Below are 15,084 nucleotides of genomic sequence, written 5' to 3' on the forward strand. Positions count from 1 at the left end.
CACGCCGCCAGCGCGGGAAAATCCGCTCGGGCAGGAGATCCGCCGGCGCCGTCCGCGCGGGAGATCGACCGGCGCCGTCCGCCGGGTGACCGTTTCCCGGGGCGGTCGGCGGGTACTCGCGGGCCCCGACGCAGCCCGGCGAGGAGCACGCGATGGACTACGACACCTTCATCGACCAGGTGGCGCAGCGGACGAGGGCACCCGAGGAGCGGGCCGCCGCCCTCACGGCCGCGACCCTGGAGACGCTGTCCGAGCGGTTGACCGGGGGCGAGGTGCTGGACCTGGCGGCCCAGTTGCCGAAGCCGTTGCAGGTGGTGTTGAAGCCGAGCCCGCGTACCGAGGCGGCGGAGCGGTTCGGGGCCGCGGAGTTCGCGGCGCGGGTCGCGCTGCGCGCCGGTGTCGACGAGAACACGGCCCGCGGCGGCGTCCGCGCCGTGCTCACCACGCTGCGGGAGGCGATCACGCGGGGCGAGTTCGACGACGTGATGAGCCAGCTTCCACGCGACTACCGGGAGATGGTCGAGCCGGCCATGGCGCCCGGGGCCGGGCTCCGCCGGGCCGGCTGAACGGCGACCGCGCGGACCGGCGGACGACCGCGGCCGGGCGGCGACCGCGCGGACCGGCGGACGACCGCGGACGACCGGTGACCGCGCCGACAGAGGCGCCACGACCGGGCGCGGACCGCGTCGGCGCGTTTGCCCCCGACGGGTACGGGAAACCGCGTGCCGACGCGGGGAGGTGGCCTTGGTCGGGGAGCGGATCAGGGTGGCCATGCTGCACGGGCCCGGTCGGCCGGACGCCGACGGGGTGAGCGACTACGTGGTGAACCTCGCCCGCGCGCTCGACGACGTCGGGGTGGTGGTGACCCCGGTCCCGGTGCGTCCCCACGGCCCGGCCGGTTGGCGGGCCGCCACCGCGTACGCGGCCCGGACCGTGCGCCGGCTGCGGCCGGACCTGGTCCACGTGCAGTTCGCGCCGTCGGCGTACCGGTTCTCCGGCCATCCCGGGCTGCTGCCGCTGCGGCTGCCCCGGGACGTCCCGCTGGTCACCACCGTCCACGAGTACGGGTGGTGGGCGGCGCCGGCCTGGCTGCCCCGACCGTTGTGGACCCTTGTGGAGCGGACCGGGCTCTGGGACCGGGAGACCGGACGGCTGGTGCCGGCCAGCGCCGAGGTCATCGTCACCAACCCGGCCCACGCGGCGCTGGTGGCCACGCGTGCCCGCCGCGGCCCGGCGCACATCCCGATCGCGCCGAACGTGGCCGACCAGGTCGGCGCGGCCACCGCCGGGCGGCGACTGCGGGCGGAACTGGGGCTGCCGGAGGGGGCGCCGCTGCTGGCGTTCTTCGGCTTCGTGCACCCCGTGAAGGGGGTGCGGCAGCTCATCGAGGCGCTGCCCGACCTGCGGCGCGCCCACCCGGACCTGCGTCTGCTCGTGGTGGGCGGCTTCACCTCGCAGGCGCTGCCGGAGGCCGAGGCGCGGGCGTTCCGCGCCGAGCTGGAGGCGCTGGCCCGCCGGTGCGGGGTCGCCGAGGCGGTCACGTTCACCGGGCACGTGCCGGTCGACCGGGTGTCCGCCGCGCTGCACGCGGCCGACGCGGTGGTGCTTCCGTTCACCGAGGGCGCCAGCACGAAGAGCGGCGCGCTGCTGGCCGCGCTCGCGCACGGGGTGCCGACGGCGGTCACGGTGCCCGACGGCGACACGGAGTTGCGGCGCAGCGGCGCGGTGGCGGTGATCGGGCAACGGCGTGACAGCGGGGCCATCGTCCGTACGGTGGGGAAGCTGCTCACCGACCCGGTGCTGCGCCGGCGGCTCGCCGAGCGCGGGCGGGCGTTCGCGGCCGCGTACTCCTGGCCGCGTGTCGCCGCCGCGCACCGGGACCTGTACGCGCGGACCCTGGGGCGGGTCGATGCGTGAGCCGTACGCCGACATCCTCGTGGTGGACCTGCTGGGCGGCATCGGCGACCTGCTCATGCTGCTGCCCGCCGTGCACGGCCTCGCGCGCCGCCACCCCGGCGCGCGGCTGCGGGTGCTCACCCACGAGCCCGGCGCCGAGCTGATCCGCGCCGATCCGGCGGTCACCGAGGTGCGGACGCCGCGGCACGGCCGGGCGGGCGCGGAGCGCGCGGCGGTGGTCGAGGCGCTCGCGGCCCGCCGGCCCGACCTCGCGGTGAGCACCACCCGGTACGACGACATCCCGCGACTGCTGGAGGAGGGGGCGGGCCGGGCGGTGACGAACCTGTGGCGCGACCCGCCGCCGGACCAGCCGGTGGGGGAGCGTTACCTGGAGATCCTGCACGCCGAGGGGTTGCTCGCCGACGCCGACCGGGCGGCCCGGCCCCGCGTCCACCTGGGAAGGGACGCCCGCGCCGCGGGCGAGCGGGTCCTCGCCCGGCTGGCCGGTGACCCACCGGCGCCCCCGGTGGTCCTGGTCACCGACGCGGGGATGGCCGTGAAGCACTGGCCGCGCGGGCACTGGCGGCGGCTCGCCGCCGCGCTGGCCGGGAGCGGGCATCCGGTGCTCGCCGTCGGGCCGGCGGAGGTCGCGGCCCCCGTCGGGTCGCCGCTGCCCCGCGCCGACCTGCCCACCCTGGCCGGGCAGTTCGCCGCGGTCGCCCGCCGCGGCGGCGTGGTGGTCGGCCCGGACACCGGCCCGGTCCGGCTCGCCGCCGCCGCCGGCGCGGCCACGGTGGCGCTGTTCGGTCCCACCGACGCGCGCCGGTACGGCATCGGCGGCGTCGACCTCCAGGGGCTGCCCGACTGCCCGTACCGGCAGCCCACCGCCATCACCGAGCAGCCCTGCTGGTGGCAGGCGCGCTGCCCGCTGGACCCGTCCGGACCTGCCTGCATGGCCGATCTGGACCCGGCGCGGGTGGCCGACGCCGTGGGGGCGGTGGTCGGACGGCGGCCCGGGCACAGCGGTTGACCTGGGCAACCATCGACACGCGCGACGCCCCCGCCCTGGCATGTCGACTGAGCCTGGCCTAACCTTGTCCCGGCGAGGGGAGTACTTCCCACGAACCATTCCGGTCAGTACGGCGTGCCCGGCACGCCTCGGGTGGTTGCCCACGGATGTGGGTGAAGGAGACCTCGGACATGGCACCGTGTTCGAGGAGGCCCCATGACCGAGCTGTCGTACCTGTCCGCCGCCGACCTGTCGTCCGTCGGCACCCCCACGCTCTGGACGGTGACCATCGTCGGCGTGCTCGCGCTGCTGGTCCTGGACTTCCTCGTCACCCGCCGCCCGCACGAGGTGTCCATGCGCGAGGCGATCGGCTGGTCGGCGTTCTACATCGCCCTGCCGCTCGCCTTCGGCGCCTGGGTCTGGAACCGCTACGGCGGCGAGCTGGGCGTGCAGTACCTCACCGGCTACCTCGTGGAGAAGTCCCTCTCCGTCGACAACCTCTTCGTCTTCATGCTGCTGCTGGCCGCGTTCGCGGTGCCGGCGGTGCTCGCCCAGCGGGTGCTCCTCTACGGCATCGCCGGCGCCCTGGTGCTGCGGGCCGTCTTCATCGCCCTGGGCGCGGCGGCGCTGGAGACGCTCGACTTCGCCTTCCTGCTCTTCGCGATCATCCTCATCGCCACCGCCGTGAAGCTGCTCCGTGACGCCCTCACCGGCCACGAGCAGGAGGTGGACATCAACAGGATGCGCTCGGTCCGCCTGCTGCGCCGGTTCATGCCGGTCACCGACGAGTACCAGGGCACGCGGATGACCGTCCGGCAGGGCGGGCGGCGGGCGCTCACCCCGCTGGCGCTCGTGGTGGTGGCGGTGCTCGCCACCGACGTGGTCTTCGCCGTCGACTCGGTGCCGGCCGTCTACGGCATCACCGAGGACCCGTACCTGGTCTTCGCCACCAACGCGTTCGCCCTGCTCGGCCTGCGCGCGCTCTACTTCGTCCTGCACGCGGCGCTCAGCCGGCTCGTGCACCTCAGCTACGGCCTCGCGATCATCCTGGCGTTCATCGGCGTCAAGCTCGGCCTGCACTGGGCGCACGGCATCTGGAAGGGCGTGCCGGAGATCCCCACCCTGGCGTCGCTCGGCGTCATCATCGGCGTCCTCGTGGTGGTCACGCTCACCAGCCTGCGGGCCACCCGGCAGAGCGAACCGGGGCAGCGGGAGATCGTCGAGCAGCGGTGACGGCGACGGGGCGCGCTGCGCGCCCCACACCGGGGTGGTACGCGGAACGATTCCACCGTGGGCCGCGCAGGTGGTACGACTGACGGGTGGGAATCGTATCGCCCGGCTTCCAGGGTCGGCCCCGCTCGTCGGAGCCCGCCCTGCCACCCGGCCAGTACCTGACGCAGGACTTCCCGGTGCTCTCCGCCGGCCCGACGCCCCGGGTGCCGCTGGACACCTGGGAGTTCGTCATCACCACCGAGACCGGCGCGGAGTACCGCTGGTCCTGGTCGGAGCTGATGGCGTTGCCGCAGGAGACGCCGCAGGTCGACATCCACTGCGTCACCCGCTGGTCCAAGCTCGGCACCACCTGGCAGGGCGTCTCGCTCGACACGCTGCTCGACGGCGTCGACACCGACGCGGACTACGTCATGGCGCACTCGTACGGCGGGTACACGACCAACCTCCCGCTGGAGGACCTGCGGGGCGGGCGGGCCTGGGTGGCGCACACCTTCGAGGGTGAGGAACTGCCGGGGGAGCACGGCGGGCCGGCCCGCCTGCTGGTGCCGCACCTCTACTTCTGGAAGTCGGCCAAGTGGGTGCGCGGTCTGCGGCTCATGACCACCGACGAGCCCGGCTTCTGGGAGACCGCCGGCTACCACGACTACGGCGACCCCTGGCGCGAACAGCGGTACCAGGGTGACTGAGCGCGCCGCGGCGGTGCGCCCTCCGGCGCGCGCGCCGCTCACCTGGCGGGTGGCCCGGCTCGTGGAGCGCCGGGTGGAGACCCCGACCGCGCACACCCTGGTGCTGGAGGTGCCGGACTGGCCCGGGCACCTGCCGGGGCAGCACCTGGACGTCCGGCTCACCGCCGCCGACGGCTACCAGACCGCCCGCTCGTACTCCCTGGCCGGGCCGGTCGTCGACGGCCCCGCGGGGCCCCGCATCGAGCTGACGGTGCAGCGGGTGCCCGACGGGGAGGTGTCGCCGTACCTCATCGACACCTACGCCGAGGGCGACCCGGTCGAGGTGCGCGGGCCGGTCGGCGGCTGGTTCGTCTGGCGCCCGGAGGAGACCGCCCCCGTGCTGCTGGTCGCGGGCGGCTCGGGGATCGTGCCCCTCATGGCGATGCTGCGGGCGCGCCGGTCGGCCGGCAGCCGGGTGCCGTTCCGGCTGCTCTACTCGGTGCGTACGCCCGACGACGTCATCTATGCCGACGAGCTGCGCCGCCGTGCCCGCGACGACCTGGGCCTGGACGTGGCGTACCTCTACACGCGCCGGGCGCCGGAGGGGTGGCGGGGCGAACCGCACCGGATCGGGCTGGCCGACGTGAACAACCACGGGTGGCCGGCCGATCTGCAGCCGATCAACTACGTGTGCGGCCCGACGGGGTTCGTGGAGACCGTGGCCGACCTGCTCGTCGGCCTGGGACACCAGCCACGGCGGGTGAAGACCGAACGCTTCGGCCCGACCGGCTGACCGGCGAGGAGGCAGCAATGACGGAGATGTCCTTCCTGGACGGCAACATGCTCGACGGGCCGCTGCGGGAGCTGTTCGCCGTGGACGTGAGCGGAGCCACCGGCCGCTGCGAGAACTGCGGGGTGGTCGGCCCGATGGGCACGCTGCGCGTGTACTCGCACGCGCCGGGCCTCGTGGGGCGCTGTCCGAGCTGCGCCGAGGTGATGCTGCGGCTGGTCCGCTCGCCCTCCTGGGCGCGGCTCGACCTGCGCGGGACCACGTTCCTCCAGGTGCCCGTGCCCCTCGACCAGCCGCATCCCCGTCCCCTCTGAGCGCTCGGTGCGTCGCGGTGGTTCGTCGCGGCCGCCGCACGCAGCCGCGAGGTGCACCACCCGACGGGCGGGAGCGCCGATTCGGCGACTCCCGCCCGACCGCGTGGATCAGCGGCCCGGGCCGCGTGCCTCCCTGAACTGTCCGCCCAGACGCTCGATGCGGCCCTGCTTCTGCTCGACCCGCCGCCGCTGCCGCGCCGTGAGCTGCTTGCGCCCACTCTGCCGCAGGTAGATCGGCTGCCGCTGGTCGTTGGACATCGGCATGCTGTTCATGGACGCCGCCTCCTCCTCGGTGCGCCGACACGTGCGTCCACAGGTTGCCGCGGCGGCGGGTGAGCCGGCCCCACCCACCACGGGTGAGGGGACGTCAGCTTCCCGGCCGGGGGAACGCCACGGGGCTGCGCAGGCCGCCGCGGCCCACCGCCCGGACGCCGAAGAAGACGTTGTCCTTGGACAGGTCGATGGTCACCTGGGTCACGTCGCCCACGGGGATCACCTTCTGCCACTCCGCGGCGGTGGTCTCCCGCCAGACCACCTCGTACCCGGCCAGGTCGGGTTCGTCGCCGCGCCGCCAGCGCAGCGTGGTGTTGTTGGTGAGGTCGCTGGTGACGATGACGACCCCCTTCGGCGTGCCGGGCGCCTGCGCGAGCGACCACAGCGCCGCGCCGTTCACCCGGGCCACCCGCGTGATGTAGGCGAAGTCGCAGAACTCCGGCAGGTCGCCGTACTGCCGCCCGTCGACGACCCGCACGTCCTGGTGCTGGTGGGCGAAGTCCTCGTTCGGCTCGGTGAACCGGCCCGCGGGCCAGCCCTGCTCCAGGAACGAGATGTGGTCGCTGCCGCGCAGGTAGCGGTCCCGCCGGTAGATCACCCGGACCCGCATGCCGGTCGCGCCGTTCTCGGCGACGTCCTTCACGAACCGGGCGAGCTGACGCGACGGCGAGTCGTTCTCGCCGCCGACGGACCGGCGGGTGTTCGCCTCGGCGGGCGTCTCGGCGGTCGGCACGCCCTCGGCGAAGAGCCGCACCGTGCGCGGGTCGCGGGTGCCGTCGTCGGCCGTGCTGCTGCCCACGATGTCGTCGCTGAACATCCCCTGCACGTCGGCGCCGGCCGCCTTGAGCTGCTGGGCGAGGTGGGCGGAGCCGTAGAGGCCCTGCTCCTCGCCGGCCACGGCGGCGAAGACGATGGTCGCCGCCGTGCGGCGGGTGGCCATCAGCCGGGCCAGCTCCATCACGAGGGCCACCCCGGAGGCGTCGTCGTCGGCGCCCGGCGCGTCGCTCACCGCGTCCATCACGTCCGAGGCGCGCGAGTCGTAGTGGCCGGTCACCACGTACGTCCGGTTCGGCGACGTCTCCCCGCGCAGGGTCGCCACGACGTTGGTGATCCGGGTCGGCACCGGGATGCGGGAGGCGGGTTGCTGGACGTACGACTGGAGCTCGACGGTCATCCGCCCGCCGGAGGCCGCGGCGTACTCCCGCATCCGGTCGTAGATCCAGTCCCGCGCGGCGCCGATGCCGCGCTCGGGGTCGTCCTGGGCGGAGAGGGTGTGCCGGGTTCCGAAGGCGGCCAGCCTCCGGACGATCGCCTCGATCCGATCCTGGTCGACGGCGCGGAGCAGGTCGCGCAGCTCACGGTCCGGCGGTTGCGGCCGCACCGGGTGACCGGGGCCCGGCGGGGCACCGCCGCCGGACGCGGCGGCCGGGTCGGCCAGCGCCGGTACGGCAACGGTGGCGGCCGTGGCGGCGGTGGCGGCGGTCAGGAAGGTGCGGCGCGTGGGCCTCGTGGGCGGCCGGCCGCTGTCGTCAGTTCCCATGACGGCATCCTCGCCATCGACGACCGTATCTGTCTACATCGTTCGGCGTGGATGTTCCACGACCTTTCACCCGGGTCGGGTGATGACTCCCGGACCGGCGCCTTCCTACGGTGAGGGCATGACCTCCGTACGCCCGACGCCCGCGGATCCCACGCCGGGACTGGTCGCCGCCCGGGAGGCCGGTGACCAGCGGGCCCTGCCGCCGGAGCTCGGACCCGACTCGATGGCGGTCCTGAGCGGCCCCACCTTCATGTACGCCGACCGGTGCGGGGACGTGCCACCCGGAAGCATCGGCGGCCTCGTGCACCTGGACACCCGGCTGGTCAGCGAGTGGGTGCTCTCGATCAACGGCTCGCGGTTGCTGGCGCTGCGCGCGGGGACGCTCGAGCACTACGCGGCGGAGTACGTGCTCACCGTCCCCGAGGCGTGCGGCCTGCCCGCGGACAGCCTGGGCATCCGCCGGCAACGCTACGTGGCCGACGGCTTTCACGAGCGGGTGAGCCTGGTGTCGTTCCGGCCGGAGCAGGTCCGCTTCGAGCTGCGGCTCGCCGTGAACGCCGACTTCGCCGACCTGTTCGAGGTGAAGTCGGGGGTCCGGGACCGCTCGGCGCAGATCACCCGCGACCACTGTCCGGACGGCGCGGGGCTCTGCTTCTCCTACGCCGCCGACGGGTTCTCCGCCGAGACCCGGGTCCGCTCCTCCGTGCCCGCCGACCGGGTCGAGGGCGACCAGCTGGTCTGGGAGATCGAGCTGTCCTCACGCCAGGAGTGGGAGGTGGACCTGCACGTGCCCCTTCCACCGGGGATGGGCGTGGTGGAACCGATCCGGGGGGACATCGCCGACGTCTTCCACCGGCGGGTCGAGGATCCGCTGCGCCGCTGGGCGGAGGAGCGGGCCGTCCTGCGCAGTGACCATCAGGGGCTGGAGCGCACCGTCCGGCAGTCACGGGACGACCTCGCGGCCCTGCGGCTGGACCTGGAGGTGAAGGGGCAGCGCATCCTGCTGCCCGGCGCCGGGCTGCCCTGGTTCCTCACCGTCTTCGGCCGGGACACGCTGATCACCGCGTACCAGACGCTCGTGGGCGGGCCGATGCTGGCTCACGGCGCCCTGCTCGCGCTGGCCCGCCTCCAGGGTCGGCGCTGCGACGACTTCACCGACGAGGAGCCCGGCAAGATCCTGCACGAGGTGCGCAGCGGCGAGTTGACCCGGACCGGGGTGAAGCCCTACACGCCGTACTACGGCACCGCCGACGCCACCCAGCTCTGGCTGATCCTGCTCTCCGAGTACTGGCGCTGGACCCACGACGAGGAGACGGTCCAGTTCCTGCGGGACAACGCGATCGCGGCGTTGCACTGGATCGACAACTACGGCGACCGGGACGGGGACGGCTACGTGGAGTACGCCACCCGGTCCCCGGAAGGGCTGGGCAACCAGTGCTGGCGCGACTCCCCGGACGGCGTCTGCTTCGCCGACGGGCGGATCCCCGTGCTCCCGATCGCCACCAGCGACCTCCAGGGCTACACGTACGACGCGAAGCTGCGTCTGGCCGAACTGGCCGACGGGCCGCTCGCCGACCCGGGGCTCGCCCGGCGGTTGCGCGCCGACGCGGCCGCCCTCTACCAGCGGTTCAACCGGGACTTCTGGATCGAGGAGCGGGGCGGCTACTACGCCGTCGGCCTGGACGGCGACAAGACCCCGATCGACTCCATCACCTCGAACATGGGGCACCTGCTGTGGAGCGGGATCGTGCCGCGGGAGCGGGCCGACACCGTGGTACGGCAGCTCATGGCGGAGGACATGTTCTCCGGGTGGGGCATCCGCACCCTGTCCCGCGCCGAGCGGCGGTACAACGCCATCGGCTATCACCTGGGCACGGTCTGGCCGCACGACAACTCCATCGCGGTGCTCGGTCTGACCCGCTACGGCTACCGCACCGAGGCGAACCGGATCAGTTTGGCGCTGCTGGAGGCCGCCGAGCACTTCGACTACCGGCTGCCGGAGGCGCTGACCGGGTTCCAGCGGGAGCGGATCATCTTCCCGGTGCCATACCCGACGGCGTGCAGCCCGCAGGCCTGGGCCACCGGCACCCCGCTGGCGCTGGTCCGGTCGATGGTGGGGATCGAGCCCGTCGACGGAAAGCTGGTCGTCGACCCGGACATTCCGGCCGAGCTGGGCCGGATCACCGCCGACCGGATCCGGGCCTTCGGCAAGCTGTGGGAGATCGAGGCGGTCGACACCAGCGGGCATGTCCGGCTCGCCTCCGGCTGAGGCGCACGTTTGTCCGGCCGCTGCCCGGGAACCGGGGCGGAATGACGAAGCCTCGTGTGGTGATCGTGGGGGCCGGGTTCGCCGGTTACCACGCGGCGAAGACGTTGAGCCGGCTGGCCGGCGACCGGGCCGAGATCGTGGTGCTCAACTCGACCGACTACTTCCTCTACCTGCCGCTGCTGCCCGAGGTGGCGGCCGGGGTGGTGGAGCCCACCCGGATCGCGGTGCCGCTCGCCGGCACGCTGCGAGGCGTACGGGTGGTCATCGGCGAGGCCGACGAGGTGGACCTGCAGAACCGGTGGGTGGGCTTCACCCAGCCGGAGGGGGACCGCAACCGCCTCGCGTACGACCGGCTGGTGCTCGCCGTCGGCAGCGTCAACAAGCTTCTGCCGATCCCCGGCGTGACCGAGTACGCCCACGGGTTCCGCGGCCTGCCCGAGGCGCTCTACCTGCACGACCACGTGGTGCGGCAGATCGAGCTTGCCGAGCAGGCCGAGGACCCGGCCGAGCAGCAGGCGCGCGCCACGTTCGTGGTGGTGGGCGCCGGCTACACCGGCACCGAGGTGGCCGCCCACGGTCAGCTCTTCACCGACGCGCTGCACGCCCAACGGCCGCGGCTGACCGTCCGCCCACGGTGGATGCTGCTCGACATCGCGCCGCGCGTGCTGCCCGAACTCGACAAGCGGATGTCGGAGACCGCACAGCGGGTCCTCCAGCGGCGCGGCGTCGACGTGCGGATGGGCACCTCCGTGGCCGAGGCGACCGCCGACGGGGTGAAGCTCACCGACGGCGAGTACGTGCCGACCTGTTCGCTGGTCTGGTGCGTCGGTGTGCGCCCCGACCCGTTCGTCGAGGAACTGGGCCTGCGGACCGAGCGGGGACGGCTCGTCGTCGACGAGTACCTGAACGTCCCCGGGTTCCCGGAGGTGTTCGCCTGTGGCGACGCGGCGGCCGTGCCCGACCTGACGCGGCCCGGTCAGATCTGCGCGATGACCGCACAGCACGCGCAGCGCCAGGGGAAGCTCGCGGCCCACAACATCGCGGCGTCGTACGGCCACGGCCGCCGCCGGCCGTACCGGCACCACGACCTCGGTTGGGTGGTCGACCTCGGCGGCAAGGACGCGGCGGCCAACCCGTTGAAGCTCAACATGGCGGGGCTGCCGGCGAAGGCGGTCACCCGGGGCTACCACCTGCTGGCCATGCCGGCCAACCGGACCCGGATCAGCGCCGACTGGCTGCTCGACGCGACGCTGCCCCGGCCGGCGGTGCAGCTCGGGCTGGTGCCGGCGAACGCCGTGCCGCTGGAGAGCGCCGCGCCGGAGATGCCCGTCCGCGTCCGCTGACGTTCTGAGGGGAGTGGCCGTTCCGGCGGCCACTCCCGTCGCGTCCGCCGGCCGCCAGGCGTCCGCCGCCCCCGGCGCCGGTCAGCAGCCGGCGGCCGTCGGGACGTCCGCCCCCGGGCCCCGGTCCGGCCGCCGTCAGCCGGCCGGCGGTGGCGGTGGGCGACGGAACGGGGCGTACTCGCGGAGCAGGACCTGCACGATGCCGGCGGCGGGGATCGCCAGCAGGGCGCCCACCAGGCCGGCGAGTTCCGCGGCGAGCAGCAGGCTGACCAGCACGGTCAGCGGGTTCAACCGGACCGCGCGGGACAGGATGACCGGCCACAGCAGGTGGTTCTCCACCTGTTGGTAGATCACGAAGAAGACCAGCACGACGATGCCGGCGGTGGGGGAGTGCACGAACGCCGCCAGGGCCGCGATGATGGTGCCGAGCGTGGCGCCCACGAGCGGGATCAGGTCGGCGATGGCCACCAGCAGGGCGATCACCGCGGCGAACGGCACGCCGGTCAGCAGCAGCACCAGGAACGTCAGCAGCCCGCAGATCAGGCTGATGAGCAGGTTGCCGGTGAGGTAGCCGTTGACCGTGCGGGAGACCTCCCGACCGATCCGCTGCCACCGGGCGGCCCGCGCCTCTCCGGCCGCCGCCATCACCGACCCGGTGATCCGGGGGGCCTCCAGCACCATGAGGTACGACAGCACGATGACGGTGATGAGGCCGATGACGCCCTCCGCCACGCTCCGCAGGACGCCGACCGCGGGCTGGCGCAGCCGCTCGGCGTACCGGGCGATCTCGTCGGAATGGCCGGCCAGGAAGTTCCGGGCGCCGACGCGGTCCAGCAGCCGTCCCACCGGGCCCTGGCCCGCCCGGGCCTCCCGCAGCATCTCGGGGGCGCGCTGGGCGAACCGGGTGACGTCGTCGACGAGCGGGACGACGATCAGCGCGGCGAGCGCGGCGAGCACGACGAAGGCGACCACGAAGACCAGCAGCGTGGCCAGGGCGCGCCGGTGGACCAGCCGCCGTTGCAGCCGGTCGACCAGGGGTTTGAGCGCCACCGCGAAGAACGCCGCGACCAGGCCCCAGATCAGCACCCGGCGGGTGGCGTAGACCAGCCCCAGCGCGAGCACGGTGGCCAGCAGCAGCCCGATGACGATCAACGCCCGGCGGGCGGTCCTCCGGTCGTCGTCGGCGTCGTTCATCCGGCGCGGCTACCCGGGCGGGACGCCCGGAAACCCGCTGGGGGCGAGGTTCAGTCGCGGGTGTCCGCGTCCGTGGTGGGCAGGGTGCCGGCCACGAACGTGTCCAGGGCCGTGCCGTGCAGCACGACACCGGGCAGTGGGTCCCGGACCGCCGCAGTGACCAGCCGCGCCACCGGCAGCCGGCCGGGCGTCGGAGCGGCGGCGAGCACGAGGTTGCCGTACCGCCGGCCGCGCAGCATCCGCCGGTCGGCGAGCAGGCAGATGTCGGCGAACACCTCGCGCAGCGTGGCGACCTGCACCCGGGTCGCCACCAGGGGCGGCAGGTCGGTGAGGTTGACCAGGTAGATGCCATCGGGTCGCAGGGTCGCGGCCACCTCGGCGGCGAACTCCACCGTCCGCACGTGCCGCGGCATCCGCGCCGCGCGGTAGATGTCGGCGAGCACGAGGTCGTACGTGGCCGGCGGGGCGTCAGCGACCGCGTCGCGGGCGTCGCCGACCTGGATGCGCACGTCGGGCGGCAGCGGCGGCAGTTTGCGGGTGACGAGCTCCACCACCGCGGGCTCGCGCTCGATCACCAGCTGGCGCGACCCAGGCCGGGTGGCGGCCAGGTACCGGGGGAGAGTGAGCGCGCCGCCGCCCAGGTGCAGCACGGACAGGGCCGCGCCCCGGGGTGCGGCGGCGTCGGCCACGGCGGCCATCCGGCGGACGTACTCGAAGTGCAGGTAGCGGGGGTCGGCGACGTCGACGTACGACTGCTCGACCCCGGCGGCGAGCAGGAGACGACCGGTGCGCCGTACCGGGTCGGCGACCAGCTCCAGCCGGTCGGCCGCGTGGTCCATGCCCGGCACGCTAGCCGATCCCGCGCCGGCGGCCCGCCGGGGGCTCCGGCCCCACGGCGGGCCCGGGGGTGACCGGCGGGCCGCGTCGGCCCGCCGGTCCCGCCGTCAGCCGGCGTTGATCCCGGCGCCCGCCTCGTCGATGGCGGCGTCGATGCTCCGGGCGAGATCCACGTCGGCGGCGGTCACCGCGCCGGCCTGCCGGGACCGGACGGTCAGCACGGCCGCCGTCGGACCGGGTCGGGAGATCGTCGGCGCCCGTCCGGTCTCCTGCCGCAGCCGTTCGAGGCGGTCCAGCACGCGGTCGAGGTTGTCCGCGGGCAGCGCCACCACCCGGTGCAGCGCGCCGCCGTCACCGGACCAGTACGGCAGGTCGGCCAGCGCCGCGGCGCGGTCCGCCTCGCTGAGCGGCGGCGTCGAGGTGTCGGCCCCGACCACGCCGCCGCCGGCCGGCGGCGGTTCCAGGAGCTCCCGCAGGCTGTCCGGCACGTGCAGCGACTCGACGAGGTCGCCGTCGGCGTCGGCGAGCGCGGCCAGCGTCGCCTGGGCCTGGTACCGGGCCTGCTCCGGGCTGTTGCCGCTGATCCGCCCCACCTCGGCGAGGAAGCCGGGCAGGTCGCGGCGGCGCGGGATGCCGCCCACCGGGAGCACGTCGTGCAGGGACCTCGGCACGGCGGCGAGCAGGCGCTGCCGTTCGGCCTCGTCCAGGGCGAAGGCCAGCACCAGCACCGTGGCCTCGGCTCCGACCTTGGCCGTGCGGAAGTCGACGCCGGCGCGGCGGCGGACGCCGTCGACGAGGTCGTGGTAGCCCACGGTCGTCGTGCCGCCCGCGTTCACGTCCGGCGCCGCCCGCGGCCGGGGGTTCTCCGGCGCGCCGGCCGGCGGCGGGGCCGGCCCGCCGCGCGTGGCGTCCGGTTTGTGCCGGCTGCCCGCCGGCGGCGGTCCGGCGCGCTTGGCCCGGTCGAGGTGGGTGAGCTGCTTGGAAGCGCTCAGGCTGGCGCCCGTCTCGCTCGGCTGCCGGCCCCGCTCCCGAGCCTGCCGGGCGAGCGCCCGGCGACGTTGGTTGTCGCCCTCCATCTGCTTGCGCATCTGGCACCCCTTCCGCTGGGGATCGTGGTTCCGCCGGTCGCCTTCCCGGCGTCGCCGACCACGAAACGGACGCCGGGGGCCCGGCGCGGGCCGCCTCGGCGGCGGCTTCATCCGCCGGGGGTGAGGGACGCTCACCCGTCCCGGCCACAGGATCGGATCAGGACCGGAGTTCTTCCGAGGTACGCGGAAGGGAAGGTCGTCATGAAGCGGATCGTCGAGATCGTCCCGGCACGGCCGGGCTGGTACGCCCGCTGGCGGATCTCACCCGGAACCACCCGCTGCTACCCGGTGAGCCTGTGGGCCCTGCTGGAGGAGGCCGACGGCACGGGCCGGGAGGTCATCGGCGTCGACTGCATCGGCCAGTGGCCCGGTGCGGACGACAACGAGGCCGGTGGGGAGTTCGTCCGGTACCTGTTCCAGACGCCGGACACCGGCCCTCCCGAGGACGCGGAGCCACCGCCCTCGGCGGGCGAGCAGCGCGGCGACGGGCCACGGCTCCAGCCGGTGACGGCCACCTAGACCATCCTCCGGGCCCCTGACCCCCGGTCCCAGGGTCGGGGGCCACCCCGCGCGCCGGGCCGCCCCACATCGGGGCGGCCCGCGCCGGGGCTCATCCGCAGGCCCGGCGACACG

Annotated in this window: 15 protein-coding genes; 10 read left to right on the top strand and 5 right to left on the bottom strand. The window is 74.6% G+C overall.

The window, feature by feature from the left end; all coding sequences use genetic code 11:
- The first annotated feature begins 152 nt into the window (after positions 1-152).
- From OG994_RS06795 to OG994_RS06825, 7 genes are all read left to right on the top strand, one after another.
- A complete protein-coding gene (locus OG994_RS06795; protein ID WP_120326835.1) occupies positions 153-566 on the top strand; it encodes a DUF2267 domain-containing protein in 414 nt (137 codons plus the stop codon).
- Positions 567-771: 205 nt separating this feature from the next.
- Entirely contained in the window at positions 772-1,917 is a 1,146-nt protein-coding gene (locus OG994_RS06800; protein WP_328853680.1) for a glycosyltransferase, read from the top strand.
- Positions 1,910-2,926, top strand: a complete 1,017-nt coding sequence (locus OG994_RS06805) for a glycosyltransferase family 9 protein (RefSeq protein WP_328852564.1) — start codon at positions 1,910-1,912, stop codon at positions 2,924-2,926. Before OG994_RS06800 ends, OG994_RS06805 begins: the two co-directional genes overlap by 8 nt.
- 195 nt (positions 2,927-3,121) lie before the next feature.
- Entirely contained in the window at positions 3,122-4,138 is a 1,017-nt protein-coding gene (locus OG994_RS06810) for a TerC/Alx family metal homeostasis membrane protein (protein ID WP_328852565.1), read from the top strand.
- Between the two features lie 86 nt (positions 4,139-4,224).
- Positions 4,225-4,824, top strand: a complete 600-nt coding sequence (locus OG994_RS06815) for a sulfite oxidase-like oxidoreductase (RefSeq protein WP_120326839.1) — start codon at positions 4,225-4,227, stop codon at positions 4,822-4,824.
- Complete coding sequence (locus OG994_RS06820; protein WP_396844500.1) at positions 4,817-5,596, top strand: ferredoxin reductase; 780 nt, start codon at positions 4,817-4,819, stop codon at positions 5,594-5,596. Before OG994_RS06815 ends, OG994_RS06820 begins: the two co-directional genes overlap by 8 nt.
- Positions 5,597-5,613: 17 nt before the next feature.
- The gene (locus tag OG994_RS06825) at positions 5,614-5,907 is read left to right on the top strand and encodes a DUF6510 family protein (RefSeq protein WP_120326840.1); all 294 of its coding nucleotides are present in this window, start codon (positions 5,614-5,616) and stop codon (positions 5,905-5,907) included.
- Between the two features lie 108 nt (positions 5,908-6,015).
- Here the strand turns inward: OG994_RS06825 and OG994_RS06830 are convergent, their stop codons facing one another.
- Both OG994_RS06830 and OG994_RS06835 read right to left on the bottom strand, forming a co-directional pair.
- A complete protein-coding gene (locus OG994_RS06830; protein WP_158610067.1) occupies positions 6,016-6,180 on the bottom strand; it encodes a hypothetical protein in 165 nt (54 codons plus the stop codon).
- 94 nt (positions 6,181-6,274) lie between these two features.
- Positions 6,275-7,720: a M28 family metallopeptidase gene (locus OG994_RS06835; protein ID WP_328852566.1), complete on the bottom strand. Its 1,446-nt coding sequence runs from the start codon at positions 7,718-7,720 to the stop codon at positions 6,275-6,277.
- A gap of 118 nt (positions 7,721-7,838) precedes the next feature.
- Here OG994_RS06835 and OG994_RS06840 point away from each other — a divergent pair, with 118 nt between their 5' ends.
- Complete coding sequence (locus OG994_RS06840; RefSeq protein ID WP_328852567.1) at positions 7,839-9,989, top strand: amylo-alpha-1,6-glucosidase; 2,151 nt, start codon at positions 7,839-7,841, stop codon at positions 9,987-9,989.
- 41 nt (positions 9,990-10,030) lie between these two features.
- Positions 10,031-11,332 (top strand): NAD(P)/FAD-dependent oxidoreductase, encoded by a 1,302-nt coding sequence (locus OG994_RS06845; protein WP_240032790.1) that lies wholly within the window; start codon positions 10,031-10,033, stop codon positions 11,330-11,332.
- 135 nt (positions 11,333-11,467) lie between these two features.
- On the opposite strand, the gene OG994_RS06850 is transcribed toward OG994_RS06845, so the two are convergent.
- From OG994_RS06850 to OG994_RS06860, 3 genes are all read right to left on the bottom strand, one after another.
- Positions 11,468-12,526 (bottom strand): AI-2E family transporter, encoded by a 1,059-nt coding sequence (locus OG994_RS06850; RefSeq protein ID WP_120326843.1) that lies wholly within the window; start codon positions 12,524-12,526, stop codon positions 11,468-11,470.
- Between the two features lie 50 nt (positions 12,527-12,576).
- A complete protein-coding gene (locus OG994_RS06855; RefSeq protein WP_328852568.1) occupies positions 12,577-13,365 on the bottom strand; it encodes a spermidine synthase in 789 nt (262 codons plus the stop codon).
- 105 nt (positions 13,366-13,470) lie between these two features.
- Positions 13,471-14,451: a DUF2267 domain-containing protein gene (locus OG994_RS06860; protein WP_120326845.1), complete on the bottom strand. Its 981-nt coding sequence runs from the start codon at positions 14,449-14,451 to the stop codon at positions 13,471-13,473.
- 201 nt (positions 14,452-14,652) lie between these two features.
- Between OG994_RS06860 and OG994_RS06865 the strand changes: the two genes are divergently transcribed.
- Positions 14,653-14,970, top strand: coding sequence for a hypothetical protein (locus OG994_RS06865; protein WP_120326846.1), 318 nt, complete (start codon positions 14,653-14,655; stop codon positions 14,968-14,970).
- Positions 14,971-15,084 lie beyond the last annotated feature (114 nt).

This window comes from Micromonospora globbae (assembly GCF_036184225.1).
In the GTDB taxonomy this organism is placed as follows: Bacteria; Actinomycetota; Actinomycetes; order Mycobacteriales; family Micromonosporaceae; genus Micromonospora; species Micromonospora globbae.